Annotated in this window: 20 protein-coding genes and 1 pseudogene; 14 read left to right on the top strand and 7 right to left on the bottom strand. The window is 64.7% G+C overall.

All coding sequences use genetic code 11. The features are described 5' to 3' along the window. Positions 1-11: 11 nt before the first annotated feature. Positions 12-935, bottom strand: coding sequence for a LysR family transcriptional regulator (locus tag R2R70_RS15030; RefSeq protein WP_410978415.1), 924 nt, complete (start codon positions 933-935; stop codon positions 12-14). 211 nt (positions 936-1,146) lie between these two features. Between R2R70_RS15030 and R2R70_RS15025 the strand changes: the two genes are divergently transcribed. The 13 genes from R2R70_RS15025 (at position 1,147) to R2R70_RS14965 (ending at position 16,922) form a co-directional block, all read left to right on the top strand. Next, positions 1,147-2,379: a TauD/TfdA family dioxygenase gene (locus R2R70_RS15025; RefSeq protein WP_410978414.1), complete on the top strand. Its 1,233-nt coding sequence runs from the start codon at positions 1,147-1,149 to the stop codon at positions 2,377-2,379. Between the two features lie 131 nt (positions 2,380-2,510). Continuing rightward, positions 2,511-3,713, top strand: a complete 1,203-nt coding sequence (locus R2R70_RS15020; RefSeq protein WP_410978413.1) for a diguanylate cyclase — start codon at positions 2,511-2,513, stop codon at positions 3,711-3,713. A 174-nt stretch (positions 3,714-3,887) separates the two neighbouring features. Beyond that, positions 3,888-4,445, top strand: a complete 558-nt coding sequence (locus R2R70_RS15015) for a lipocalin family protein (RefSeq protein ID WP_410978412.1) — start codon at positions 3,888-3,890, stop codon at positions 4,443-4,445. A gap of 274 nt (positions 4,446-4,719) precedes the next feature. Next, on the top strand, positions 4,720-5,538 hold the full coding sequence (locus R2R70_RS15010) for a DUF1338 domain-containing protein (protein WP_043334387.1): 819 nt from the start codon (positions 4,720-4,722) through the stop codon (positions 5,536-5,538). After that, a complete protein-coding gene (locus R2R70_RS15005; protein ID WP_410978411.1) occupies positions 5,535-6,557 on the top strand; it encodes a succinylglutamate desuccinylase in 1,023 nt (340 codons plus the stop codon). Before R2R70_RS15010 ends, R2R70_RS15005 begins: the two co-directional genes overlap by 4 nt. Positions 6,558-7,145: 588 nt before the next feature. Then, positions 7,146-7,940: an ABC transporter ATP-binding protein gene (locus R2R70_RS15000; protein ID WP_172978744.1), complete on the top strand. Its 795-nt coding sequence runs from the start codon at positions 7,146-7,148 to the stop codon at positions 7,938-7,940. A gap of 175 nt (positions 7,941-8,115) precedes the next feature. Further along, the gene (locus R2R70_RS14995; RefSeq protein ID WP_410978410.1) at positions 8,116-8,940 is read left to right on the top strand and encodes a transporter substrate-binding domain-containing protein; all 825 of its coding nucleotides are present in this window, start codon (positions 8,116-8,118) and stop codon (positions 8,938-8,940) included. 41 nt (positions 8,941-8,981) lie between these two features. Then, the gene (locus R2R70_RS14990) at positions 8,982-9,698 is read left to right on the top strand and encodes an ABC transporter permease (RefSeq protein ID WP_043334396.1); all 717 of its coding nucleotides are present in this window, start codon (positions 8,982-8,984) and stop codon (positions 9,696-9,698) included. Between the two features lie 23 nt (positions 9,699-9,721). Further along, positions 9,722-10,492, top strand: coding sequence for an ABC transporter permease (locus R2R70_RS14985; RefSeq protein ID WP_410978450.1), 771 nt, complete (start codon positions 9,722-9,724; stop codon positions 10,490-10,492). A 249-nt stretch (positions 10,493-10,741) separates the two neighbouring features. Further along, entirely contained in the window at positions 10,742-11,506 is a 765-nt protein-coding gene (locus R2R70_RS14980; protein ID WP_410978409.1) for a transporter substrate-binding domain-containing protein, read from the top strand. 334 nt (positions 11,507-11,840) lie between these two features. Beyond that, positions 11,841-13,130: an efflux RND transporter periplasmic adaptor subunit gene (locus tag R2R70_RS14975; RefSeq protein WP_410978408.1), complete on the top strand. Its 1,290-nt coding sequence runs from the start codon at positions 11,841-11,843 to the stop codon at positions 13,128-13,130. Next, a complete protein-coding gene (locus R2R70_RS14970) occupies positions 13,127-16,321 on the top strand; it encodes an efflux RND transporter permease subunit (RefSeq protein ID WP_410978407.1) in 3,195 nt (1,064 codons plus the stop codon). The genes R2R70_RS14975 and R2R70_RS14970 overlap by 4 nt, the downstream gene beginning before the upstream one ends. A gap of 190 nt (positions 16,322-16,511) precedes the next feature. Continuing rightward, positions 16,512-16,922, top strand: a complete 411-nt coding sequence (locus R2R70_RS14965; RefSeq protein ID WP_054555691.1) for a hypothetical protein — start codon at positions 16,512-16,514, stop codon at positions 16,920-16,922. A 117-nt stretch (positions 16,923-17,039) separates the two neighbouring features. Here R2R70_RS14965 and R2R70_RS14960 read toward each other — a convergent pair whose 3' ends face one another. The 5 genes and pseudogenes from R2R70_RS14960 to R2R70_RS14940 all read right to left on the bottom strand — a co-directional run bounded on the left by R2R70_RS14960 (position 17,040) and on the right by R2R70_RS14940 (position 22,965). After that, positions 17,040-17,654 carry an NTP transferase domain-containing protein gene (locus R2R70_RS14960; RefSeq protein ID WP_410978406.1) on the bottom strand — a complete coding sequence of 205 codons (615 nt, stop codon included), beginning with the start codon at positions 17,652-17,654 and terminating at the stop codon, positions 17,040-17,042. Positions 17,655-17,686: 32 nt separating this feature from the next. Continuing rightward, positions 17,687-18,712 carry an XdhC family protein gene (locus R2R70_RS14955; protein ID WP_410978405.1) on the bottom strand — a complete coding sequence of 342 codons (1,026 nt, stop codon included), beginning with the start codon at positions 18,710-18,712 and terminating at the stop codon, positions 17,687-17,689. Positions 18,713-18,815: 103 nt separating this feature from the next. Continuing rightward, positions 18,816-21,200 (bottom strand): molybdopterin cofactor-binding domain-containing protein, encoded by a 2,385-nt coding sequence (locus R2R70_RS14950; protein ID WP_410978404.1) that lies wholly within the window; start codon positions 21,198-21,200, stop codon positions 18,816-18,818. Between the two features lie 133 nt (positions 21,201-21,333). Continuing rightward, a pseudogene (locus R2R70_RS14945) lies at positions 21,334-21,780 on the bottom strand ((2Fe-2S)-binding protein); the annotation flags it as partial. A gap of 480 nt (positions 21,781-22,260) precedes the next feature. After that, positions 22,261-22,965 carry a glutamine amidotransferase-related protein gene (locus R2R70_RS14940; protein WP_410978403.1) on the bottom strand — a complete coding sequence of 235 codons (705 nt, stop codon included), beginning with the start codon at positions 22,963-22,965 and terminating at the stop codon, positions 22,261-22,263. A gap of 218 nt (positions 22,966-23,183) precedes the next feature. On the opposite strand from R2R70_RS14940, the gene R2R70_RS14935 reads away from it, so the two are divergent. Beyond that, positions 23,184-24,374, top strand: coding sequence for an MFS transporter (locus R2R70_RS14935; protein WP_107336046.1), 1,191 nt, complete (start codon positions 23,184-23,186; stop codon positions 24,372-24,374). A 118-nt stretch (positions 24,375-24,492) separates the two neighbouring features. On the opposite strand, the gene astB is transcribed toward R2R70_RS14935, so the two are convergent. Next, positions 24,493-25,839 (bottom strand): N-succinylarginine dihydrolase, encoded by a 1,347-nt coding sequence (gene astB / locus R2R70_RS14930; RefSeq protein ID WP_410978402.1) that lies wholly within the window; start codon positions 25,837-25,839, stop codon positions 24,493-24,495. Between the last annotated feature and the right edge of the window lie 55 nt (positions 25,840-25,894).

Genomic DNA, 25,894 nt, shown 5'->3' with positions numbered 1-25,894 from the left:
CTCTGCATCGCTCACTGTGGCTCCGCCAACAGATAATCCCAGACACGCTGCGCGGTGGGCCGCATCGGGCGCTGATTGGAGCGCACCAGCCAGAAGTTCTGCTCGGCGGGGATCGTCAGCGAGAAGACCTGCTCCAGCCCGCCATTGCCGGACGCCAGCCATTGCCGGAAATGGCCTTCATGCACCAGCGCCACCCCCATGCCGAGACGCGCCATTTCCAGCGTCATCACCTGGGTGTCACAGCTGATGGTGGAGGTCGTCTTCTCCAGCCCCAGTTGATCTGCCGCCACCAGCCAGCGCCGCCAGCCCACCGCGAAGCCTGCGGCATGCAGCAGCGTCATGCCGGCCAGGTCCGCCGCCGTGGTCAGCTGCGCACTCAGCGCCGGACTCGCCACGACGGCCATTCTCTCCTGCCCTGCCCCCACCTGGATCGCCTCCACCTGCGGCCAGTCACCCTGGCCGTAGCGCAGCTCGATATCCACCTGCTCGCCATCGAAGTCGCTCTGCCAGAAGGCACTGACCAGACGCAGCGCGATCTCGGGCTGGTCACGGTGGAAGTTCGCCAGCCGCGGCAACAGCCAGGCCTGCTGGCTCATCGGGGTTGCCCGCAGGCTGACCGGTGCGGCGCGTGAGGGGCCGAAGACTTCCAGCGTGCCTTCCTGCAGGCGCTGGAAGCCATCCTGCAACGCTGGCAACCAGGCCTGACCGGCCGGCGTCAGATTGAGGCTGCGGGCATGACGCACGAACAATGGCTGGCCAAGGCGGTCCTCCAGCTGGCGAATCCGCTGGCTAATGGCCGACTGGGTGACACTCAGCTCCTCGGCGGCACGCGTGAAGCTCATAAGGCGCGCAGCGGCTTCGAAGGCCTGCAACCAGGCCAGCGGCGGCAGGGGGCGCGGCAAGGCATTCGGCGTCGTGGGGGAAGGTTCGTGCATGGCTATCTCGCATCAGAGCATGAAGGTCAATCGCACACATTAGCTCAGCTAAGTCATGGCCGTCATATTTCGCGTTGGCCAGCCGTGATGACGAGGGGGACAATGGTCTCATTCTCGGGTCACGGCTCAGCGACACGGCTCGGCCATACGACCCAGCACGCGACACGCGTTGGCTCACCTGCTACTGCTCACACGACATAGGACGGCGCCCATGGAGACTCTCATCGCATCTGCCCCTGACACCCAAGACACTGAAGCGTCACAGGCACGCCATCAGTGGGACATGAAGGAATACCTGCCCCATCACGAGGGCGCGCCGCTGGTGAAGGCAGACCACGACGAGACCCTGGCGTCACTGGCATGGGCCAGCGGTGAGCAGACCCAACTGCCGCTGATCTGGCTGCGCGACCACTGCGCCTGCGATCTCTGCCGTCATCCGCAGACCTTCGAGCGCACCTTCATGCTGATGGACGATGCGGCCCTGACGGTGCACCAGATGCTTGTCGAGCAAGGCAATCTCGTCGTCGTCTGGCAGGACGGCCACACCAGCCGCTTCGATGCCGGCTGGTTGCTGCAACGTCGCCCGAGTGATGCGCCGCCGGCCACGCCGGTCCCCGCAAGCCAGGCCTGGCAGCAGGGCCATCAGCCTCATGTCACCGCCTTTGCCGACTACATGGCCGGTGGGCAGGCGCGTCTGGGCTGGCTGGAAGCGCTGTGCCGCGACGGCTTCGCGATTCTGGATGCCGGCCCGACGGCAGGCGGCGAGATCGACCAGGTGGCCGCGACCATCGGCCCGATCCGCGCGACCAACTTCGGTGGCCGTTTCGAGGTCTTCTCCAAGCAGGCGCCCAACAACGCCGCCTACACGCCGATCGCGCTGGAACTGCACACCGATCTTCCCAACTGGCGTCAGCCGCCGGACATCCAGATGCTCTACTGCCTGGCCAATGAGGCCGAAGGCGGTGACTCCATCTTCGGAGACGGCATGGCGGTCGCCGAAGCCCTGCGCGAGCGGGACCCGCAGGCCTTCAGGCTGCTGGCCGAGACCCCGGTGGACTTCCGCTTTGCCGACGAGACCACCGACCTGGTGGTGCGCGAGCCGGTGATCCACCTGGATGCCAACGACAAGGTCATCGAGGTGCGCTTCAACAACTGGATCCGCGACAGCCTGCGCCTGCCGCTGGAACAGATGCAGGCCTGGTACAGCGCCTATCGCCAGTACTGGAGCATCCTGCGGGAACCGGCCTTCCGCCTGCATCTCAAGCTGGAAGCCGGCCAGATGGTGGCCTTCGACAACCGCCGCGTGATGCACGGCCGCAAGTCCTTCGACCCGACGACCGGCCGCCGCCACCTGCAGGGCTGCTATGTGGATTACGACATGGTGGAATCCGCGCTGCGCGTCACGGCGCGCCAGCTGGCCGGTACCAACCTCACTCAGTCGTGAGCACTAAAGCCCTCATGCCGCGGAGTGCTTGAAATAGCGTTGAACCGCACGCAAAGGTTGCGGCGGTACCTCCAGGGCATACCACGCAAGGCAGTGGCATCCTGAGAGTCTGGCAACTCAGGTATCGCCCCATGAATCCCATGACACTCTGCTTTGCGGATGACACCCTGGAACGACGCTATCGGCGTCGACAGATCGAGACCTCACACAAGCTCAGCCGGATCACCATCCCGCTGAGCTGTCTGCTGTTCGCGTCCTATGGGCTGATCGAGATCAGTCTGCTGGATCACTACGAGACCTATCTGCTGCTGCGTACCAGCGTTCTGGTCGGCGTGCTGGGCCTGTTCCTGCTGTCACGCCTCCCGCGCTTCAGGCACCACGTCAACGGCATCCTGTGCCTGGCCTCGCTGGTGGCAGCGCTGGGGACGCTGGCGATGTTCCATGTGGGGGACGGTCACGCCGGAGAGCACCTGGTGGAGAGCCACGCCGCCGGACAGCATGAGGACGAGCATGGTGACTTCCCGGTCTACTTCGTCACCCTGATCACCGTGGTCTTCTGGACCTACACCCTGCTGGGGCTGCAGTTCGTCTATGCCATGGGCTGCGGACTGCTGATATGGATGGGTTGCACCGCCAGCTGCGCGCTGATGCATCTTGGCTCCGATGTCCTGGTGGAAGCCAACGAGGCTTTCTTCATGATGGCCGTCAATCTGCTGGCGGGCATGAGCGCCTACTCGCGCGAGCGCCAGAGCCGACAACTCTTCCTGCATGAATGCCATATCACCGGCGAGCGGGACGATCTGCGCGACCATGCGATGTGCGACTCGCTCACCGGGCTGCTCAACCGGCGCGCCCTGCTGACACGCCTCGACCAGATACTCGACATCCAGACTCCCGGCACGGTGCAGGCCGCGCTGTTCATCGACCTCGATGGCTTCAAGCCGGTCAATGACCGCCACGGCCATGCCATCGGCGATGAGGTGCTGCGCATCACCGGCGAGCGCCTGGGCAACACCCTGCGCGGCAACGATATCGTCGGTCGCCTGGGCGGCGATGAATTTCTGGTACTGATCAGCCGTGAGGGCAACGGCCGCAAGGGCCCGGAGCAGCTGGCGGAGCGTCTGATCGACGCCATCAGCCGTCCCATCACGCTGGAGGTCGATGGCGAGCCGCTGATCATCGCCGTCAGCGCCAGTATCGGCATCAGCCTGTTCCCCTTCTCGGGCGCCACGCCGGAAACGGTCATCGCGCGCGCCGACAGCGCCATGTACGAGGCCAAGCAACGCGGTCGGGGCGTCGTCGTCACCGGCAATCCGCTCCGCCTGGTACTGTGACGCTCGACGCTCGACGTCTCCTCGAGCATGTCGCCGCGTCACCCTCCCTCTTGAGACAGCGGCAGACGCCCCAATGAGACAAGGATGCCGTTGCGTCCTTTTTCTCATGACCCGCATCACGCCAGGACGCCCCACGACTCATCAATGGGGCGTCCTGACGCATGGAGCCTGCCAATGACACGCCTGCCGCATATTGCCTTTTCTCTCGGCTTCCTCGGACTTCTCGGCGGCTGCGCCGGAGTCCCCTCCGGCACCCAGCCCGTCGAGAATTTCGAGCTCGAACGTTACTACGGCGAATGGCACGAGATCGCCCGCCTGCCCAACAGCTTCGAGGAGGGCCTGAGCTGCGTCAGCGCCGATTATTCGCCCCGCGAGGACGGCGGAGTGCGCGTCATCAATCGCGGCTACAACGCCGAGCAAGGGCAATGGAGCCAGGCCGAAGGTCGCGCCTACTTCACTCAGGGCAGCGAGACGGCGGCCCTCAAGGTCAGCTTCTTCGGCCCCTTCTATGGCGGTTACAACGTGCTGGCGCTGGATGACGACTATCAGTGGTCGCTGGTGGCCGGTGCCGATCGCGACTACCTGTGGATACTGGCGCGTGAGCCGCAGCTGGATGACGGCACCTACCAGGCGCTGGTCGAGCAGGCCGCCGAGCTCGGCTTCGCGACCGACGCGCTGATCAAGGTCGAACAGGGCAACGCCTGCCCCTCTCCTGATGACACCGAACGCTGACACCGATAGCTGACACCGAACCCGGTCCCAAGACCCAAGGCCTGACACCAAGGTCTAAACCGGCGCGTGACGTTTATATGGTGCGGACAGCCGCTTTCATCCAACCGACCTCGCATCTTGTCACGCGCGCGTGGCTCGCCAATGGTGAGCTGACAATCTTCCGGGGTAGCGCCTCGCCGAGTGCGCTGCCCTGATGCCAATCGTTTGATGCTGTCGCCCAGTGCCAGTGACGCCTCGCTGCACTGGGCAACTCAGTTCAGAGGGAGCCCGTGCCATGGATATCCAGCAGTTCTTCAGCGCCCTGTGGGATGACTACGTCGCCATGACGCCCCAGGCCCAAAAGATCCAGGATGCCTTCATCGCTGACGGCGAGACCATCGTCAACGACCACGTCGCCTTCCGCACCTTCGATCGCGGGCCCATCACCCTGAGCGCGCTGGAGCCTCACCTGCTGGCGCTGGGCTACACCCGCTTCGCACCCTATGATTTCCGCGAGAAGAAACTGCGCGCCTTCGGCTATCTACCGCCGTCTCCCGACATGCCGCGCGTCTTCCTCTCCGAGCTGAAATGCCATGAGTTGTCCGAGCGCGCCCAGGCGATCATCGATGGCCTGGTCAGCCAGATCTCGCCGGATGCCGCCACCCAGCCCTCCGTGCTGTGGTCTGGCCGCCTGTGGAAAGCGCCCAGCTTCGAGCAGTATCAGCGCCTGATGGAAGAGAGCGAGTATGCGGCCTGGCTGTCGATCATCGGCCTGCGCGCCAACCACTTCACCATCAGCGTCAACGCGCTCAGCCATCACGACACCCTCGACAAGGTGCTGACGCGCGTCGAGTCGCTTGGCCTTGGCATCAATCCGGCCGGAGGGCGCATCAAGGGCTCGCCCGAGGTGCTGCTGGAGCAGGCCTCCACCCTCGCCGACCGCCAGACCTTCACCTTCGCCGGTGGCGAGGAGCATGAGATCTCCACCTGCTACTACGAGTTCGCGCGCCGCTATCCCGACGCCGATGGCGAGCTGTATCAGGGCTTCGTGGCGGCCAGCGCCGACAAGATCTTCGAATCCACCAATGTTCGCCAGGAGCCGACTGCCTCGTGATTGCCGACTGGCTAGACCTGACACTCGAAGGCCACGCCAGCGCCCGTGGCATGGGCCGTATTCCCGGCGGTCGCTATGAGATCGTCGCGCCCGGCGTGCTGGAGATCACCCCCGACGTCACGGGGCCCAAGGCGCGCCCGTGCGTGATCTCCGCCGGTATCCACGGCAACGAGACCGCCCCCATCGAGCTGCTCGGTGAGCTGATCGCGGGCCTGGAGAGCGGCCACCTGATCGTCGGGGCGCCGCTGCTGCTGATTCTGGGCAACCTACCTGCCATCCGCCGTGGCGAGCGCTTCATCACCACCAATCTCAATCGGCTGTTCAAGCGCGCCGAGGCAAGCGTCACGGGCAACGACTGTCCGTCCGATGATGAGCCGGCGCGCGCGCGCCAGCTGATGGCGGCCGTGGACACCTTCTATGCTCGCTTCCCGCTGGCCGAGGGCACGCGCCGTCTGCACTACGACATGCACACCGCCATCCGCGACAGCCTCTATCCGCGCTTCGCGGTGGTGCCCTTCAGTGATGGCGACGCCATCAGCGCATCGCAGTGGCCGATATTGAGCGCCGCCGGCATCCAGGCCGTGCTGCACCAGCATCAGCACAGCTGGACCTTCTCGCACTATTCGCGCCACTACCATGATGCCGACGCCTTCACGCTGGAGCTGGGCCAGGTACGCCCCTTCGGCGCCAACGATATGGCGGCACTCGCACCGATGAAAGCCCTGCTCGCGGCACTGGCGACCGGCACGGCGCCCGCCGAAGCGGACCCACAGGCCATCGACTACTTCACGGTGGAAGTGGAACTGATGCGTCAGTCAGCCGACTTCACGCTGTGCTTCAGCGAGGATGTCGCCAACTTCACCGCCTTCGCCCCCGGCAGCGTGGTGGCCGAAGACGCCGCTGCTGGCCCCTGCATCATCGGCGATACGCCACTGCGGGTGGTCTTCCCCAACGCCAAGGTGGAGATAGGCGCCCGCGCCGCCCTGCTGCTGGCCGAGAGCTCGACACCGACAGACTGAGTCACCAGACACTGAACAGACCGGCACTGAGCCACAAGCGCCGGCGTTCTGCCCGCCCATCCCCCTCAGGGCGCAGCACGATGCCGGCGCGATTGCACTGACGAAAGCCTTACGACAACGACAACAGGCGACCTTGATCATGAAGACTCCTCCCCCACGGCCGGACGGCATCCGCGTGCGTCCTTGCAGGCTCCACCAAAGTCGTAACATTCCTCCACGCCAGATAGCGGTGAACCCTGCGTTGAGCTGGTAGAATCGGCCCCCTTTCCCGTCCACGACATGCAAGCACAGGCATTTTTCGCCTGTTGTAGACGGTCACTGGCAGCGAGAACGACGATCAATCGGACTGATCGTGAGGAACTGGCCATGCCCCTGACGGCATTCTCCGCCACTCCTCCCGTGCCACGCCTTGCCGCCTCATCACGTCTGCGTCGCGCAAGTCAGCGAGCGGCAGTGAAAGGCAGTGCCAGGCAGCCGTGCCATGTCGGCAACGAACCTGTATCCCGAGCCCGACCGCCCCGCGGCGGACTCGTGGCGTGTCATTGCCCCCAGGGCTGGCAACGTCCGGATTGGAGTAACTGCATGACCATGAGATCTTCCGTGGCCGAGAGCCCGAGCAGCGACGCGCTGCCTCTCGAGGTCCGCAACATCACCAAGTCCTTCGGCACCAATCAGGTGCTCAAGGGCTTGTCACTGCAAGCACGCAAGGGCGATGTCATCACCCTGATCGGCGCGTCCGGTTCCGGCAAGAGCACCTTTCTGCGCTGCATGAACCTGCTGGAGCAGCCGGACGGCGGCGACATCTTCGTGCATGGCGAGCAGATCGGCTTCAAGGAAAGCCGCCGTGGCCGCGAACCGATGGACTGGCGTCAGGTCGAGCGCATGCGCGCGCGCCTGTCGATGGTCTTCCAGGGCTTCAATCTGTGGTCGCACATGACGCTGCTGGAAAATGTCATCGAGGCGCCGATCCATGTGCTCGGCAAGCCGAAGAAGGAAGCCATCGCCCACGCACGCAGTCTGCTGGACCGCGTCGGCCTGCTCGAGCGCGCCGACTACTATCCGGCGCAGATGTCCGGTGGCCAGCAGCAGCGCGGCGCCATCGCACGCGCACTGGCGATGGAGCCGGAGGTGATGCTGTTCGATGAACCGACCTCGGCCCTCGACCCGGAATTGGTCGGTGACGTGCTCAAGGTCATGCGTGACCTGGCCGAGGAAGGCCGCACCATGGTGGTGGTGACCCACGAGATGAGCTTCGCGCGAGATGTCTCGAGCCAGGTGGTCTACCTGCATCAGGGGCTGGTCGAGGAAGCCGGCAAGCCGGAAGACGTGCTGGGCAATCCCCAGTCGGAGCGCCTCAAGCAGTTCCTGGCGCCCAAGTACTGAGCAAGCGCCCTGATCACCAGTACTGATGAATGGCCCTTGGCCCATCGCTGAGCCTACCGCTCGGCCTGTGGCACATCCCGGCACGGTGATCCCGTGACCGGTACATGATTCAGCACCGCGAGCGCCATGCCAACGGCAGGCCTCGAGGTGTCCAAGACTTCAGGAATGACAAGTAATGAAACAGTTCGCGACACGTGCCCTGCTGGGTCTCACCCTCGGTCTCTCCACCTTCGCCATCACCACCAGCGCCGCCCAGGCGGCCGATGTGCCGGACCCGCTGCGCCTGGGCATCGACGTGCCCTACGCGCCCTTCGGCTACAAGCTGCCCAGCGGTGAGCTGACCGGTTTCGAGATCGAACTGGGCAACGCCATCTGCGCCCAGCTCGCCACCCATTGCGAATGGACCGAGCAGGACTTCGACGGCATCATCCCGGGCCTGATGGCGCGCAAGTACGACGTCATCATGTCGGCGCTGACCATCAATCCGGAGCGTGAGCGTCAGGTGCTGTTCTCCGAGCCCTACTTCACGCCGCCGTCCGGCTGGTTCGTCAAGGCGGACAGTCCGCTGGCGGGCGCGGGCACCCTCGATGCCGAGGCGCTCGCGAGCAAGGTGATCGGGGTGCAGCGCGGCAACCTGCAGGATCACTACGTCACCGACCTCTACGGCCGCACGGCAGAAGTGCGCCGCTACACCAAGCTCGATGACCTGGTGCTGGACATGGACAGCGGCCGCGTCGATGTCGCCTTCCTGGACCTGCCGGTCGGTCAGGACACCCTGGTCAACGCCAACGACGGCAACTTCGTCAACACCGGCAGCGCCATCAGCGAGCCGAAGAAGTACTTCGGCGACGGCTTCGGCATCGCCATGAAGAAGCGCGACCGCGACCTCAAGAAGGCCATCGATGGTGCCCTGGAAGCGCTCAAGGCCGATGGCACGCTCAAGCGTCTCAACGACAAGTACTTCGCCAGCGCCGCCACTGCGTCCGACAACCACCAGTAAGCCGCTGAACGGGTTATTCGGCGCTTCACGGGAGATTTCCCATGATTGACCTACAAGGCTACGGGCCCAGCCTGCTGGAAGGTGCCTGGGTCACGGTGCAGCTGGCCGTGCTGGCCCAGCTGCTGGCCATCGCGCTGGGGCTATTGACGGCGACGGCCAAGATGTCGCGCTCCACGCCTCTGCGCTGGCTCGCGACGCTTTACACCACCATCATCCGCGGCGTTCCCGACATCGTGCTGATGCTGCTGCTGTTCTTCGGCGGCCAGATCGGCATCAACATGGTCACCGACTGGCTGTATGACAGCTACGACATCGACGTCTTCGTCAATGTCGATGAGTTCACTGCCGGCGTCGTCACCATCGGCTTCATCTTCGGTGCCTACATGGGCGAGACCTTCCGTGGCGCCTTCATGGCGGTGGATGCCGGGCAGATCGAGGCCGGGCGCGCCTATGGCATGAACGACTGGAAGGTCTTCAAGCGCATTCGCTTCCCGCTGATGATGCGCCACGCCCTGCCGGGGCTGGGCAACAACTGGATGGTGCTGCTCAAGACCACCGCCCTGGTGTCGGTGATCGGGCTGGTCGACATGGTGCGTGTCGCCAGTGAGGCCGCCAAGGCGACCCACGAGCCCTTCACCTTCCTGTTGCCGGTCGCGGCGGGCTATCTGCTGATCGCCACCGTGTCCGAATGGGGGCTGGCACGCCTCAAGAAGCGCTATAACGCCGGATTCGGGGAGGCCAGCGCATGGAACAACTGAATGATGCAGGCCCTTCAGGCATCATCACCCAGCTGGGTCAGATGCTCGAGGATGCGCTGAGCGACAACTACATCTTCACCGCGACCACCCTGTGGCACTACTGGGAAGGGCTGGTCACCACAGTGCAGCTGGTGTGTCTGGCGCTGCTCATCGGCCTGATACTGGCCGTGCCGCTGGCGATCCTGCGCGGCTCGCGTCGTCGCTGGGTGAAGATGCCGGTCTATCTCTACACCTATGTATTCCGGGGCACGCCGCTGCTGATCCAGCTCTATCTGATCTACTACGGCGTGGTGTTCTTCGACGGCTTCGACATCTCGCTGGGCGTGACCAGCGTGCATGTGCCCAGCATCCAGGAGACCTGGCTGTGGGATTACTTCCGTGATCCCTTCGTGCCGGCGCTGCTGGCCTTCGTGCTCAATACCGCGGCCTACACCACCGAGATCTTCCACGGTGCCATCCAGTCGACCCCCAAGGGCGAGATGGAAGCCGCCCGCGCCTACGGCATGTCACGCGCCAGAATGATGCGTCGCATCATTCTGCCCAGTGCCTTCCGCCGGGCGCTGCCGGCCTACGGCAATGAAGTCATCTTCATGCTGCATGCCAGTGCCATCTGCAGCGTGGTGACGCTTCTGGACCTCACCGGCGCCGCGCGTGACATCTACGCACGCTTCTACGCGCCCTTCGAGGCATTCCTGTTCGTCGCCGCCATCTACCTGTGTCTGACCTTCACCATCATTGCCATATTCCGGCAACTGGAGAAACGCCTGCTGGCACACTTGAAACCGTTAAGCTGAACGTCAAAAGCGCCCTTTGTAGGGCGCTTTTTTTATATAAGGATATAACGGCAGGAATTCATCTCGTTTAACGACCGCTTGAATTTGTCCATTGACCCTCTTCACCACAGCCTCGGACTGGGCTAGTGTGGAGCCACTGGCATGACACGCCCCCTTATGTCCGCGGCTCAGATGGCTGGTGTTCAGGAGGGAGTGTCTGATGCCACTGATCAGCCAGTATGACCAACAACAATGATGGATGGGACTGACATGAAGAAGCTTCTGGGAATCTCCCTGCTGGGTGCAGCATTGATGGCCGGTGGCGCTCAGGCGGCCGAATCGCTGCGCATCGGCGTCGATGTGCCATACGAGCCGATGGAATACAAGACGCCCGACGGTGAGCTGACCGGTTTCGATATCGAACTGGGCAATGCCATCTGCGCGAAGATCAACCGCGACTGCGAGTGGGTCATCCAGGCGTGGGACGGCATCATTCCCGGCCTGATGGCGCGCAAGTACGACGCCATCATGTCCTCGATGACCATCAATGAGGAACGCCGCGAGAAGGTGCTGTTCTCCGACACCTACATCACCCCGCCGTCCGCCTGGTTCGCCCCGTCCGACAGCGAGCTGAGCGCCACCTCCCAGGAAGCCCTGGCCGGCAAGGCCATCGGCGTGCAGCGCGGTACCCTGCAGGACAACTACGTCACTGATCTCTATGGCAAGAATGCCGAGGTCAAACGCTACACCACCGCCGATGACCTGGTGCTGGACATGGACGCGGGTCGCCTCGATATCGCCTTCCTCGACTTCCCGGTCGGCAAGTCCACCCTGATCGACGGCGGCAACGGCAACTACAAGGCCGTGGGTGAAGTGGTCACCGAGCCCAAGAAGTACTTCGGCGACGGCTTCGGTATCGCCATGCGCAAGCGTGACAAGGACCTGGCCGAGCAGATCAATGGCGCCCTGGCCGAACTGAAGGCCGATGGCACCTACGACACCATCCATACCAAGTACTTCGGCGAGAAGCAGTAAGTTCGACTCAAGCGGCATGCCAGCCATGTCGTGATGTCTGCGCCATGAGATGAGCGGCATTAGACACAAGTGACATGTTCGACAACAAACCCCGTTGGCATCTGCCGCGGGGTTTTTGCGTTGAGGCAGTGTTCAGTGACATTCAGCCACCTGTCTTGTGACAACCCTGTCACGACCTGAACAGGGCCAATCGCTCAAGCGCATCACGTGGAAAGCATGCCATCTACACAATTGGTGCAATTTCAGCATTAAAGCAGTGTGTCTGATGGGACTTATCGATAATGCGCAGTCTCTCTAGGATGCCGTGCAACTCCTTCTGCAACGGTAGATTCCCATGTCGAGACTGAACTCACGTCCGGCGCGCCTTTCTCGTATCGCTTATTCCCTGCTGCTGACCCTCGGCGGCCTGCTGACGCTCAGCGCCTGCAGTGAAGGCAGTGGTGAAGCGAACGACAGCGCGCAACAGACGCCCCCCACGATGGAAGTCGTCGCTGCCATCTCGCAGCCGGTGGCGGCCTGGCACACCTATACCACGCGCCTGGAATCTCCCCAGCGCGTACAACTGCGCCCACGCGTGAGCGGCGAAGTCGAAGAAGTGCTGTTCACCGAAGGTAGCCAGGTGACCGCCGGCACGCCGCTGGTACGTCTTGATCAGCGCCCCTTCAAGACTGAGGTCGAGCGACTGGAAGCCGATGTCGCTCGCTTCAAGGCCGAACTGGCCAACGCGCGCAGCGAGTCCGGTCGTGCCGCCAGCCTGGTCAAGCGCCACCTGATCTCCCGCGAGGAGGCCGATTCGCGCAGCACCAATGCCACCGGTCTGAGCGCTCAGCTCAAGGGTGCCATCGCTCAGCTGGAACGTGCGCGCCTGGATCTGGACTACGCCACCATCCGTGCCCCGATCGACGGCCGCCTGTCCAATGCGCGCATCACGCGTGGTAACACCGTGCAGGCTGGCCAGAGCGTGCTGACCACACTGGTCGAGACCCGCCAGCTGGACGCCTATATCGACATCAGCGAACTGACCTGGAATCAGGACTTCGCGAACGTCAGCGCCGATGATCACCTGCCGGTCGAACTGCAGCTGGCCGGTCAGCAGGATTTCCCCTTCCACGGTGAGCTCGACTTCATCGACAACAGTGTCGACATCGATACCGGCACCCTGCGGATCGGTACCACCTTCAGCGCCGATGATGCCGCCCTGCGTCCGGGCGCCTTTGCACGCCTGCGTCTCGCCTCGCCCGAGATCCGGGATGCCGTGCTGATTCCGGAGCGCGCCATCGGCACCGATCTGGACCGTCAGTTCGTGCTGGTGGTCGCCAAGGACAACACCCTCGCCTACCGCGGCATCACCACCGGCCCGCGCTTCGGCCCGCTGCGTGCCGTCACCGATGGCCTGGCCGCCGGTGACCGCGTGCTGGCCGCAGGGCCTGCCAAGGCAGGTCCGGGCATGCCGATCAGCCCCAAGCTGGTCGACATCGAGGATGACGGCGCCCTCAAGTCACTGGCGGCACGTGTCTCCCGCCTGCAGGGGCAGCAAGCTGCCCGCCAATTGAACCAGGACAATGACCAGAAGGCCGCGACTCTCGCCGAGGCTGACCGTCAGGCAGCCGGAGGTCGTTCGTGAACATCTCCGGTTTCTTCATCAAGCGCCCGGTCTTCGCCGCGGTGCTGTCGATCCTGATCGTCATCGGCGGCTTGCTGTCGCTGGTCAAGCTGCCCATCTCCGAGTATCCCGAAGTCGTGCCACCCACCGTGGTGGTGCGCGCCAACTATCCGGGCGCCAACCCGGAGGTCATCGGCTCCACCGTGGCCACGCCGCTGGAGCAGGAGATCACCGGCGTCGAAGGCATGCTGTACATGGACTCCCAGGCGACCTCCGACGGCAACCTGACCCTGACGGCAACCTTCGCGCTGGGCACGGATCTGGACAAGGCCCAGGTGCAGGTGCAGAACCGCGTGGCACGCGCCACGCCGCGACTGCCACAGGAAGTCCAGCAGCTTGGCATCACCACCGAGAAGGCCTCGCCCAACCTGACGATGGTGGTCCACCTGACCTCTCCGGATGGCCGCTATGACCAGCTGTGGCTATCCAACTACGCGCGCCTGAATCTCAAGGACAACCTCGCCCGTCTCGACGGGGTCGGTGACGTGCGCCTGTTCGGTGCTGGCGAGTACTCCATGCGCGTATGGCTGGACCCGGACGCCGTGGCGGCGCGTGGGCTGTCTGCCGGTGACGTGATCAGTGCGCTGCGCGCCCAGAACCAGCAGGTCGCCGCCGGGTCCGTCGGTGCCCAGCCCGCCCCGGATGACAACCAGTTCCAGCGTCTGCTCAATGTGCGCGGACGTCTCGAGAGCACGCAGGAATTCGAGAACATCGTCATCCGTGTCGATGAGGATGGCCGCCTGACGCGTCTGAAGGATGTCGCACGTGTCGAACTGGGTGCCGACAGCTACTCGCTGCGCGCGCAACTCGACGGCAAGGATGCGGTGGCGATGCCGATCTTCCAGCGCCCCGGTTCGAATGCCATCGCGCTGTCGGATGCGGTCCGCGAGCGCATGAGCGAGATGTCCGATGCCTTCCCCGATGGTGTCAGCTACGACATCGTCTACGACCCCACCGTCTTCGTGCGCGGCTCCATCGAGGCGGTCATCGATACCCTGTTCGAGGCCATCCTGCTGGTCGTGATCGTGGTGATCCTGTTCCTGCAGACCTGGCGCGCCTCGATCATCCCGCTGATCGCGGTGCCGGTCTCGCTGATCGGCACCTTCGCGGTCATGCAGCTGATGGGTGTCTCGATCAATACGCTGTCGCTGTTCGGACTGGTACTGGCCATCGGTATCGTGGTCGATGACGCCATCGTGGTGGTGGAGAATGTCGAGCGAAACATCGAGCTGGGCCACTCTCCCATCGAGGCGACCCAGATCGCCATGCGCGAGGTGACCGGCCCGATCATCGCCATCGCGCTGGTGCTGACGGCGGTCTTCGTGCCCACCGCCTTCATCAGCGGCCTGAGCGGCCAGTTCTACAAGCAGTTCGCGCTGACCATCACCATCTCGACGCTGATCTCGGCCTTCAACTCACTGACCCTGTCGCCGGCGCTCTCGGCCCTGCTGCTCAAGCCCCACGGTGCCAAGCCGGACTGGCTGACACGCCTCATCGATGGCCTGTTCGGACGCTGGCTGTTCGCGCCGTTCAACCGGGCCTTCAATGCGATGTCCAACGGCTACACCGGCCTGATCAAGAAGCTGCTGCGCTTCGGTGTCATCGTCGGCGTGATCTATCTGGCACTGCTCGGCACCACCGGCAAGCTGTTCGACAGCGTGCCCGGCGGCTTCATCCCGGGACAGGACAAGCAGTATCTGGTCGCGATGGCTCAGCTGCCGGACGCGGCAAGCCTTGATCGCACCACCGAGGTCATCAACGAGATGCAGAAGCTGGCACTCGAGACACCGGGGGTCGCCCATACCGTGGCCTTCCCGGGGCTGTCGGTGAACGGCTTCGTCAATGCTTCCAATTCCGGCATCCTGTTCACGCCGCTGGATGACTTCGAGGATCGCCAGTCGCCCCAGCTCTCCGGCCAGGCGATCGCCGCCGAGCTCAACCGCAAGTTTGCCGGCATCGACGAGGCCTTCGTCGCCGTCTTCCCGCCGCCGCCGATTCTGGGTCTGGGGACCACGGGCGGCTTCAAGTTGCAGCTGCAGGACCGCGGCAACAAGGGCTTCGATGAGCTGTTCTCCGCCGTGCAGACCATCACCGCCAAGGGCAATGCTGACCCGCGTCTGAGCAGTGTCTACTCCAGCTTCCGCATCCAGGTGCCGCAGTACGACATCGATCTGGATCGCGAGCAGGCGATGATCATGGGCGTGCCGGTGGAACGTGCCTTCGAAACCCTGCAGGTCTATATGGGCTCGCTGTACGTCAATGACTTCAACCGCTTCGGGCGTACCTATCAGGTACGCGCCCAGGCCGAGCAGTCGGCGCGTCTCGACCCGGATGACATCCGCAACCTCAAGGTGCGCAGCGACAACGGCCGCATGATTCCGCTGGGCAGCTTCGTCAAGGTGACACCGACCACCGGCCCGGACCGCGTGATGCACTACAACACCTTCGTCAGTGCCGACATCAATGGCTCACCGGCGCCGGGCGTCTCCAGTGATCAGGCCAAGGCCGCCATCGAGGAAGTGCTGGCCGACAACCTGCCACAGGGCATCGGCTACGAGTGGACGGAGGTGACCTACCAGCAGGTGCTGGCCGGCAACACCATGATCTACATCTTCCCGCTGGTGGTGGTGCTGGTATTCCTGGTGCTGGCCGCCCAGTACGAGAGCTGGTCGCTGCCGCTGGCGATCATCCTGATCGTGCCAATGACGCTGCTGTCGGCGCTGGCCGGCGTGTGGCTGACGGGGGGCGACAACAACATCTTCACGCGGATCGGCTTGATCGTGCTCGTGGCGCTGGCGTGCAAGAACGCGATCCTGCTGGTCGAGTTCGCTCGTGAGCAGCAGCATGCTGGCCAGAGTCGTCTGGACGCCGTGCTGACGGCCTGTCGCCTGCGTCTGCGCCCCATCCTGATGACGTCGGTAGCCTTCACCGCGGGCGTGGTGCCGCTGGTACTGGCCACCGGTGCCGGCAGTGAGATGCGTCAGGCGATGGGCGTGGCGGTGTTCTCCGGCATGATCGGCGTCACCGTATTCGGCCTGCTGCTGACACCGCTGTTCTATGTCGGTATCCGTCGTCTGGTCGAGAAACGTGAAGCGCATCAGGACACTGACACACCGGACAGCAATGCCGAGTCAGGCCGCCGCATTCATTGATACGACCACTGATACGATCACTCTCCCGAGAGATCGAGAACAGGCAAACGCCACGGGGCGTCGCGGCTTCAGCAACCGTTGAAGCATTGACTCCCCGTTGGCAACACTGCCGTTCCGTTCGTGGCATGTTTACTGCTCACGACTCTCGGCATAATGCCCATCAATATTTACCCACTCGGGAGCAGGTGCCATGTACGCCGATACCTTCAATGATCTGGCCCTCGAGGCCGAACTCGAAAACTTCGCGCACCGTTGGTTCTCCATGCTCAACCGCATGGCGCCTGCTATCGAACTGGCGGAACTGCTGGGCGAGGAGGCTTCCATCCAGCTGCTGGATGAAACCCTGACCGGCAGCGAGTACCTGGCCAACTGGGAGCAGCGTCGCAGCGAGCTGCTGGTCAATGGCCATGCACTCGGTTGGGTGCGTGCCCAGCGCAACAGCCTCGACAGCGCCACCCTGCGCATGGGCGGTGAGCACCGTGCTGCCATGCGCGATGGCAGCGTGTTGCACACGCATTTCGACGCCGAGTGGGTGCTCGACCTGAGCTGGGGCGAGCCGCGCATCCAGAGCATCAAGCTGCTGGATATGCGCACGCTGTAACGCGAAAGGCAGACAGCAAAAGGCCCCGTCATCTTGGAGTGACGGGGCCTTTTGCTGTCTGGAGGGGCCTGTTTCCAGAGCACGTGACTTCTTTCAATTTCAGTTTCAGTTTATGCCTCAGCCTCTGAGCTTCAGCATCGCTGGCGTATCGATGTCGTGATGGATACCAGCATCGCCGACTGCCACCTCACGCAGCGCCTCGCGATGTCGCGCGATCACCTCGCGCGCGCCCTCGCCGCTTACAAGCGTCGCAAGCTCTGCCCACAGCGCCCGCCCGAACAGCACCGGATGCCCGGGGCCGCCCTCGCCTTCAAGCCTCGGTCGCACGATATGCACGCCATCGGCCTGAGCCTCGGCCCGAAGGACATGAAAGGTCTGCGCCGTGATCTGCGCCATGTCCGCCAGCCATACCGCCGCCACCTGCACATGCGCCAATCCAGCATCATCTTCCAGCTGACGGAAGGCATCGCCGAGACTGGCACCGAGCCCATTGCCCGCCTGCGGCGCACGCCAAAACCGCCCGGCATGCTCACGCGCGAAGTCATCTCCCAGCAGTGCGGCGGGATCATCGTCCTCACGCAGCAGCAGACGCCAGTCCACCTCACAGGACATGACCCGCGACAGCGTCGCCATCAGCAGTGTCTGGCCATCCGCCAGACGCGCCTGACGCTTGTCACTGTCGAAGCGGCGACTCTGCCCCGCGGCCATGACCAGAATGATCGACTCATTCATGGGCGACCTCCCTGCCTGCTCCCTGAGCGGCTTCACAGGCTCTCGCGAGCGCGGCCACGGCGGATGCGCACGATATCGGCCATCACCGCCAGCGCGATCTCGGCCGGTGTCTTGCTGCCCAGATTCAGCCCGATCGGCATCACGATGCGCGCGATCTCCTCGGCGCTGAGTCCACCGCTGCGTGCCAGCCGCTCGGCGCGCGCCTGCGAGGTACGCAGCGAACCCATCACGCCGATATAGAACGCGGGCTGGCGTACCGCCTCGATCATCGCCAGGTCATCGATACGCGGGTCGTGGGTCAGCGCGACCACGGCGGTGGCGGCATGACAGCCACCGGCGGCGATGAAGCGTGACGGCAGCTCACGGCGCAGGCTGACGCCCCCGAGCGGCGCCTTGCGGGCATCCCAGTCGGCCAGCACTTCCTCGCGCGGTTCGCAGATGATCACCTCGAAGCCGAGACTGACGGCGAAGGCTGCGCAGGCTTCCGCCACCGGCGAGAGGCCCGCCAGCAGCAGACGCGCCACCGGCCCGACCCGCAGCTGATAGCCGCATGCCTGGCCCGCGTGGCCCTTGAGTGGTTCGACCCGCTCCCCCAGCCCGCTGTCGTGCTGAAGCGCACGCGCGCCATCCCCCTCCAGCATCACCTGCCGCAGACGCGGCGTCTGGCCCTCGAGCGCCGCGCGCAACGCCTCGAGATGCGCGATGTCCGCATCACAGGCCGTGAAGCGCTCGACCAGTACGTCCAGAATGCCGCCACAGGGCAAGGCGATCCCCGCGCCCTGATGGCCGCCCTCGCCATAGCGGATCACCTGGGCGGGTGCGGTGAACTCCCCGTCAGCCAGGCGTGCCAGAAAGTCCTCCTCGACACAGCCGCCGGACAGCGAACCACGATGCTGCCCATCGGCACGCGCCACCAGCCAGGTACCCGGCTCACGCGGTGAGGAGCCGAAGGTGGCCAGCACCGTGCATAGCCAGATCGGGCGCGCGGATGGCTCGCCATCTGCGGGTGCCAGCCAGTCGATCGCCTGATGGATCACTTCAAGATCAAGGTGTTGCATCAAAAGTCTCTCATTTCAGAAGCCTGCACGCGGTCTGAAGACACGAAACCCGCCACCCGGGCATGCCGGAGTGGCGGGTATCAGAGGCATTCACCGGTGAGGATCAGGCCTCGCTGAGCGCGGCCTTGAGCGCCGCCGGACGCATCGGCAGGTCACGCAGGCGCACGCCGACCGTATGCTGAATGGCGTTTGCGATCGCCGGTGCGACCACCGTGGTGCCCGGCTCGCCGAGACCGACCGGCATCTCGGTGCTGTCGACGAACTCGAGATCCATCTGCGGCACCTGATGCATGCGCAGCGGCTGATAGGCGCCCAGATTCTGCGCCACCGGGCCGCCCTCGCGGTATTCGGTGCCTTCATGCATCGCCATCGAGACGCCCCACAGGAGCGAACCTTCCAGCTGCGCCATGGCACCATCCGGATGCGCCAGCGTACCGGCATCGACCACACTGGTCAGCTTCTCGAGCTTGATCTCGCCCGTGGCGCGATCGACCTTGACCCGTGCCACGCAGGCCACCCAGGTCGGCATGCTGCGCTCCTGACCGAAGCTCAGCGCCACACCCATGCCGGTGTCTGCCGGCAGGCTGTCGCGCTCGCTCCAGCCGGACTTCTCCATCACGCGCTTGAGCACGTTGCGCAGACGCTCGGCACCGCCGGTGCTGACCGGCGCCTTGCCGGCGTTGCGGCCTTCGGCGTCCAGCAGCGCGAGACGGAATTCGGCCGGGTCCTGCTCGGCCGCCAGTGCCAGCTCATCGATATGCTGTTCGACCGCCCACAGCGTCCAGCCCGGTGCGACGGAGCGCAGGTAGCCGGGCACGAAGGCCTCGTGAGCGACCTTGTTCTGCTGCGCCCAGACACGCTGGGTGCCGACGTTGTACCAGTGGTCCGCGCCGCTGATGGAGAAGGAGTCCAGCTTGCCGCCACCTTCGATGGCTTCCGCCATGAAGGCCGGCATCAGGGCTGCCGTCGGCCAGCCGGCGGCGGCGGCGTGCTCGGAGGCCACGACACGCCCCTCGGCATCGAGACCGGAACGCAGGCGCTGCACCGAGGGCGAGCGCACGCAATCGAAGCGGCTGTCATCCGGGCGCGTGAAGATCATCTTCACCGGACGCCCCACGGCCTTGGAGGCCAGCGCTGCCGGCACCGCGTAGTCACCGTGCAGACGACGGCCGAAACCACCGCCCAGATACAGCTGGTGATGGGTGACCTTGCCTTCCTCGAGCTCCAGCGCCTTGGTGACCAGCGAGGTCAGCAGGGACTGCTGCTGGTTGCCGCAGTGGATGTGCCAGTGGCCATCTTCTTCGTAGGCCAGCGCATTGGCCGGCTCCAGCGTGAAGTGCAGCACGCTTGAGGTGGTGAAGGTGGATTCCACCGTGGTGATGGCATTCTCGAGCAGCGGTGCAGGGTCGCCCTGATCCACCAGCAGCGAGCCATTGTCGCGGCTCGGCGAGCTGACCAGACGCTGGCCCTCGGCCTGGATCGCCGTCTCGTCGACCTGATAGCTGTCGCCCTTGCTCCACTCGACCTTGAGCAGGTCGGTGGCGCGCATGGCCGCCGAGAAGTTGTCGGCGATGACCGCAAGCCAGCCCTGACAGATTCCGGACGGGTCCTTGAGTTCGATGGTCTGGCGATAACCGATGACCTTGCGGGCCTCGCTGTCATCGACGGCGGTGACCTTGCAGCCGAAGCGGCTCGGCGGCATCACCGGACGCGCATGCAATGTCTTGCCGACACGCGCCTCGATCTCTGCCGGCAGGGTGTAGTCGATGCCATAGACGGCCTGACCGTTGGTCTTGGGCGGCACGTCCAGCGCGTTGCCTTTGGTGCCCAGCACGCGACGCTCGGAGGCCGGCTTGAGCTCGATGGCCGCAAGCTCCTCCTCGGAGAAGCTGCGCTCCAGCCCCGCCGCGACGATCTCGCCATAGCTCAGCGACTGATCGCCACTGATGACGCGTCCCTTGCGTGCCTTGCAGCTCTCGACCGCCACGCCCATCTGCTGAGCGCCCGCCTCGATCAGCGCGATACGCCCCGCCGCGCCGGCCTGTGACAGCGGCTGGTAGCTCTGGTGAACCGACCAGCTGCCGCCGGTGATCATGTAGCCCCACTTGGGAGCGCTGTCGACATAATCGACCTTGACGCTGTCCCAGTCGGCCTCAAGCTCCTCGGCCACCAGACGCGCAAGGCTGGTGGCGACGTGCTGGCCCATTTCGGACTTGGTGATATGCACGGTGACGGTGCCATCAGTGGCGATGGCGTACCACATGGTCGGCTCGAAGGCGCCGGCGGACAGCGTCTCGCTGGCCGAACCCTTGCCGTCTGACCCGGCAGCCAGTGCCGCGCCGGACACACCGAAGGCCAGCATGGTGGAACCCGCCACACTGCCGATCAGGAAGCCACGCCGCGTGATACCGCCGCGGCTTGAGGAAGTCTTGTGCGCGGCAGCAAGCTCGCGCTGATGCGCGGCCAGCTTGTCATCAAACCTTGCCATGAGACGTCTCCTCGACAGCAGAATGGGATACGGTGCCTGCCGTGGCACGCGGATCGAAGGTGCCGACGCCGGCAGTCGCGGCCGTGGCGTCGGTCTGCTGACCGCTCACCTGGCTGGTGGCACGCTCATTGGCGATGGTGGCGGCACGCTTCACTGCGCGATGGATGCGCACGTAGGCCATGCAGCGACACAGGTTGCCGGCCATGGCGGCGGTGACCTGCTCATCGGTGGGGTCGGGCGTATTCTTGAGGAAGTCGGCGGCCTGCATGATCTGGCCGGACTGGCAGTAACCGCACTGCGGCACCTGCTCCTCGACCCAGGCCTGCTGCAGCGGGTGGTCATCGTTCTCGGCCAGCCCCTCGATGGTGACGATGTCACCACCTTCGGCGGCCAGAACCGGCAGGACACAGGTGCGCGCCGCTGTGCCGTTCAGGTGCACGGTACAGGCGCCGCACTGGGCGATGCCGCAACCGAACTTGGTGCCGGTCAGACCCAGGTGCTCACGCAGCACCCATAACAGCGGGGTTTGCGGATCGACCTCGAGACTGACGGCCTTGCCGTTCAGAGTGAAGTTGGCCAAGGGGCTTCTCCTCAGGAGCATGAAGCAGGGACAGGATTGGGATACAGGGCTGGGATACAGAGCGGCGCGACGGCACGACTCGACATGGCGTCAGTAAACTGACGCTGCGTGTGTCCGGTGTCAGGGGGCGAACGGCACGTTGCATGTCGGGCAGGCTGCGCGATTGGCATACCCCGAATGGCGAAATTCTACAGGTCACGACTCAGCACCATGGTGCCAAACGGGAAACAGTGTAGTGTCGCGAGACCGGGGCATGTCACCAGACCGGGATATGGCACCCGCCATGGTAAACAGCGCATGTGACATGCATGACAGTATAGCGTTTCGCGGGGTGCGATCGGCAGTGGATTCCACGCAAGCCGGGCACGATTCGTCACCGATGCCTGCCGGCGCCTGATAGCTGACAGTCCCTGCCGACGCCTGATGGCTGCTGCCCGTTGCTGACGGGTCGTGAAAAAAGCGCCCTGCGCTGGTCAGGCCTCAACGCCAGTGGCGAATGAAGGCCAGCATCCATTGCGTCATCACGGCGCTGTCTGGTGCGACACTCAGGGAGGCTTCGCCCTCGCGCACGCGATGTTCGCCGATCTGTTCGCGACGCAGACTCATCAGGTCACGTGAGTAGGCGGAACTGAACTCGGGATGCCCCTGCACGCCGAGGCAGCTGCCCACCTCGATCAGATAGAAGGCGCAGAAGGCGCTGTCCGCCAGCACCCGGGCATCGTCAGGCAGGACACTGACCTGATCCTGATGGCTGACGATGAGATCCAGCCCTGCTTGCGGCGGTTGCATCCAGGGGCGTTGCGCGCAGACACGATTGAACGACAGGCCGACACCCCAGCCGCGTGCATGTTTCTCCACCTCACCCCCCAAGGCCCTGGCGATCACCTGATGGCCGAAGCAGACACCGACCAGCGGCAGCTTTGCCGCATGCACGCGCCGGACGAACTCGCACAGTGTCGTGATCCAGGCGAGCCCATCATTGACGCCATGTTTTGACCCCGTGATCAGCCAGCCATCGCAGGCATCCAGCTGCTCGGGAAACTCGCCATCCAGGCAGCGCCAGACGCTGAGCCGGATATCCGGATCGCTGCTAGTGAGCAGGGCCTGGAACATGGCGGGATAGTTGCCGTGCCGCTCGATGAGGGCCGGATTGACGTCATCGCATTGCAGCAGACCGATATGCATCACTACCTCCTGAGGTGGCGGGGTCGGCGACGTCCGCGCCACGACCGTACGTGACAAGCAACGACTGCGCTGTCGCTTCTGCTACCGTCGTTGACGTATTCGGGATGCGCCCATCCATGAGAATAAAGTGGAATATAGAGACCAAGGTCTCAAGGTGATCTTCCGCCCACAGGCAGTGGAGTCCGCAGCACAATGATAACGACAGGGGTGGGCCAGACATGCAACTGAACTGGAAGGCAGCGATCGCGTTGGCAGCGCTGATTCTCGCCATCAATACCGGCGCGCGGCAGGCCATGGGCTTCATGCTGCCACCGATGGCCAGCGAACTCACCTGGGGCATGGGGAGTCTGTCATTCGCGCTTGCCATCCAGAATCTGGTCTTCGGGCTGGCCGCGCCCATCGCCAGCAAGCTGTCGGACCGCTTCGGCACGCTCAGCGTCTTCCTCGTCGGTAGCCTGTGCTATGCGGTCGGCATGGGCGTCACCGCCCTCTGGCCGACCCCGACGGTGTGGATGCTGGGCGCCGGCGTGCTGGCCGGCATCGGCATCGGCGCGACCACCTTCCCCCTGGTGCTGGCTGCCGTCACGCGCGTGGTTCCCATTCAGCATCGTGGCATCGGGCTGGGCATCGCCTCGGCCGGCGGCTCCTTCGGGCAGCTGATCTACTCGGTCGCGACCCCGATGCTGGTGCTGATCGACTGGAAGATCGCCATGCTGGCTCTCGGCGCCAGCTGTCTGCTGCTGATTCCCATGGCTCTGCCCTTGCTGCGTCGCCCGCCGGCCGGCAGTGAGGCACCAGCGGAGGATATCCCGAGCCAGGGCCCGCTGCTGCAGGACCGGCGCTTTCTGGCGCTCGCCGGCGGCTTCTTCGTCTGCGGTGTGCACGTCGCCTTCATCGCCACCCACCTGCCCAATTTCGTGGTCGCCTGCGGCCTGCCCCTGAACGTGGCCGGCAACACGCTGGCGATCATCGGCGCGCTCAATATCGCGGGTACCATCCTGTTCGGTGCCTGGGGCGGCCGCCGTCACCCGCCGCAGCTGTTGATGCTGATCTATCTGTGCCGCGCCGCGCTGGTGATGGCGATGGTGGTCATCCCGCCCAGCAGCATGCTGCTCTACGCCTTCGGCGCGATCATGGGCATTCTGTGGCTGTCGACGGTGCCGCTGACCAGTCAGGCCGTGGCGCTCTACTTCGGCCAGAAGCGTCAGGCCTTCGTGTTCGGCATGGTGCTGGCCGCTCATCAGGTCGGTGCCTTCCTGGGGGCCTGGGGCGGTGGTGTGGTCTATCAGCTGACCGGCAGCTACGACCTGCTATGGATCTCCAGCGGCATCTTCGGTCTGCTGGCCGCCATCGTGCACTGGCCGGTGCGCCGCGAGCCCACGCGCGTGATCCAGCCACAGCTGGCCTGAATCGCGCCACGGCATCCGCCGCTCACATCTCAGACCTCTGATCACATCTCCACAACGACACAGCCCCCACCGGCGAGACCGATGGGGGCTGTGTCGTTGTGGACTTCAGCGGGGACGATCAGCGCTGGAAGGCGTAGACATTGCCGACCTTCAACAGCCGCGTCAGCTCATCCAGTGCCGACAGTGTCTCCTCGGCCAGCTGTGGATCGGCGAGGTCTGCCGGTGTCAGGCTGTCACGGTAGTGACGCTTGACCCAGTCACCCAGCTCGGCGTGCAGCGTATCGGTCATCATCACGCGCCCGGACAGCGCGGCGCGCTCGGCGTCGCTGAGCACCACGCGCAGACGCAGACAAGCCGGGCCGCCGCCGTTGCGCATGCTCTGCTTCACGTCCTTGACCAGCACTTCGCCGATCGGGTTCGGGCCGGCCAGAATCGCATTCTGCAGCGCGCTCCATACCGCCTCGTTCTCTTGGCACTCACCCGGCACCACCAGCGTCATGCTGCCATCGTCGTTGGAGAGCAGCTGAGAATTGAACAGATAGGAGGAGACGGCATCCTCGAGGCTGACGGCTTCCAACGGCACGCGGATCGGGATCAGCGGCGTGGACAGCTTGGCGCGAATCTCGTCAAGCACCGCCTCTTCATCGCGGAAGGCCAGCTCGTGATAGAACAGCACCGGGCCATTGCCCACCGCGATGACGTCGTTGTGGAAGACGCCGGCATCGATGGCGTCCGGGTGCTGCTGGGCGAATACCACCTGCTCTTCGCTCAAGCCATGCTGACGCGCGACGGCCTGACTGGCTTCCAGCGTCTGGCGCGCCGGATAGCGACGCGGTTCGACGCCGTCACCGCCGAAGGCCTGACGGCCATAGACGTAGAGGTGCACGCCCGGCCCGCCGTGGCCATCGCACAGCCGCGTATGGTTGGCGGCGCCCTCATCGGAGAAGGCCGGCGTCGCGGGCAGCGCGGGGTGATGCGCGAAGTGGCCATCGTCGGCGAAGATGGCGCCCAGGATGCGCCCGGTGGTCGCGGGCTCCAGGTAGCGGTGGAAGCTGGATTGCAGGTTGGCCGGCGTGAAGTGCACGCGGCCATCACCACTGTCGCGCGACGGCGTGACGGTGGCGGCGTTGGCCGTCCACATGCTGGAGGCGGAACACACCGCGCGCAGTAGCTGCGGCGCCTGCTCGCTGGCCGCCTTCAACACCTGGGCGTTGCTGCCGGTGAAGCCGAGATCACGCAGCGCCCCAAGGTCCGGGCGCTGCTGCGGTAGCAGAATCCCCTGTGCATAACCCAGATCCGCCAGCGACTTCATCTTGTCGAGGCCCTGCAGCGCGGCTTCGCGCGGATTGGAGGCCAGCCCGCCGTGGCGCATCGAGGCCACGTTGCCATGCGCCAGACCGGCGTAGTTGTGGGTCGGGCCGACCAGGCCGTCGAAATTGATCTCTTGATACGGAGTATCGGACATGAAGGTCTCCTGCCACGACGCCTTGCCAGCTCAGCAAACAGGCACGGCGAGCGTC

The organism is Cobetia sp. SIMBA_158, from assembly GCF_046566945.1.
Taxonomy (GTDB): domain Bacteria; phylum Pseudomonadota; class Gammaproteobacteria; order Pseudomonadales; family Halomonadaceae; genus Cobetia; species Cobetia amphilecti.
Note: the sequence above shows the minus strand (reverse complement) of the source record. Positions and strands in the feature narration are given on the sequence as shown.

What these genes read in the sequence shown, in the direction of transcription:
- R2R70_RS15030 (WP_410978415.1), bottom strand. Translation starts at nt 935, where the DNA reads ATGCACGAACCTTCCCCCACGACGCCGAATGCCTTGCCGCGCCCCCTG.
- R2R70_RS15025 (WP_410978414.1), top strand. Translation starts at nt 1,147, where the DNA reads ATGGAGACTCTCATCGCATCTGCCCCTGACACCCAAGACACTGAAGCG.
- R2R70_RS15020 (WP_410978413.1), top strand. Translation starts at nt 2,511, where the DNA reads ATGAATCCCATGACACTCTGCTTTGCGGATGACACCCTGGAACGACGC.
- R2R70_RS15015 (WP_410978412.1), top strand. Translation starts at nt 3,888, where the DNA reads ATGACACGCCTGCCGCATATTGCCTTTTCTCTCGGCTTCCTCGGACTT.
- R2R70_RS15010 (WP_043334387.1), top strand. Translation starts at nt 4,720, where the DNA reads ATGGATATCCAGCAGTTCTTCAGCGCCCTGTGGGATGACTACGTCGCC.
- R2R70_RS15000 (WP_172978744.1), top strand. Translation starts at nt 7,146, where the DNA reads ATGAGATCTTCCGTGGCCGAGAGCCCGAGCAGCGACGCGCTGCCTCTC.
- R2R70_RS14995 (WP_410978410.1), top strand. Translation starts at nt 8,116, where the DNA reads ATGAAACAGTTCGCGACACGTGCCCTGCTGGGTCTCACCCTCGGTCTC.
- R2R70_RS14990 (WP_043334396.1), top strand. Translation starts at nt 8,982, where the DNA reads ATGATTGACCTACAAGGCTACGGGCCCAGCCTGCTGGAAGGTGCCTGG.
- R2R70_RS14980 (WP_410978409.1), top strand. Translation starts at nt 10,742, where the DNA reads ATGAAGAAGCTTCTGGGAATCTCCCTGCTGGGTGCAGCATTGATGGCC.
- R2R70_RS14975 (WP_410978408.1), top strand. Translation starts at nt 11,841, where the DNA reads ATGTCGAGACTGAACTCACGTCCGGCGCGCCTTTCTCGTATCGCTTAT.
- R2R70_RS14965 (WP_054555691.1), top strand. Translation starts at nt 16,512, where the DNA reads ATGTACGCCGATACCTTCAATGATCTGGCCCTCGAGGCCGAACTCGAA.
- R2R70_RS14960 (WP_410978406.1), bottom strand. Translation starts at nt 17,654, where the DNA reads ATGAATGAGTCGATCATTCTGGTCATGGCCGCGGGGCAGAGTCGCCGC.
- R2R70_RS14955 (WP_410978405.1), bottom strand. Translation starts at nt 18,712, where the DNA reads ATGCAACACCTTGATCTTGAAGTGATCCATCAGGCGATCGACTGGCTG.
- R2R70_RS14950 (WP_410978404.1), bottom strand. Translation starts at nt 21,200, where the DNA reads ATGGCAAGGTTTGATGACAAGCTGGCCGCGCATCAGCGCGAGCTTGCT.
- R2R70_RS14940 (WP_410978403.1), bottom strand. Translation starts at nt 22,965, where the DNA reads ATGCATATCGGTCTGCTGCAATGCGATGACGTCAATCCGGCCCTCATC.
- R2R70_RS14935 (WP_107336046.1), top strand. Translation starts at nt 23,184, where the DNA reads ATGCAACTGAACTGGAAGGCAGCGATCGCGTTGGCAGCGCTGATTCTC.
- astB (WP_410978402.1), bottom strand. Translation starts at nt 25,839, where the DNA reads ATGTCCGATACTCCGTATCAAGAGATCAATTTCGACGGCCTGGTCGGC.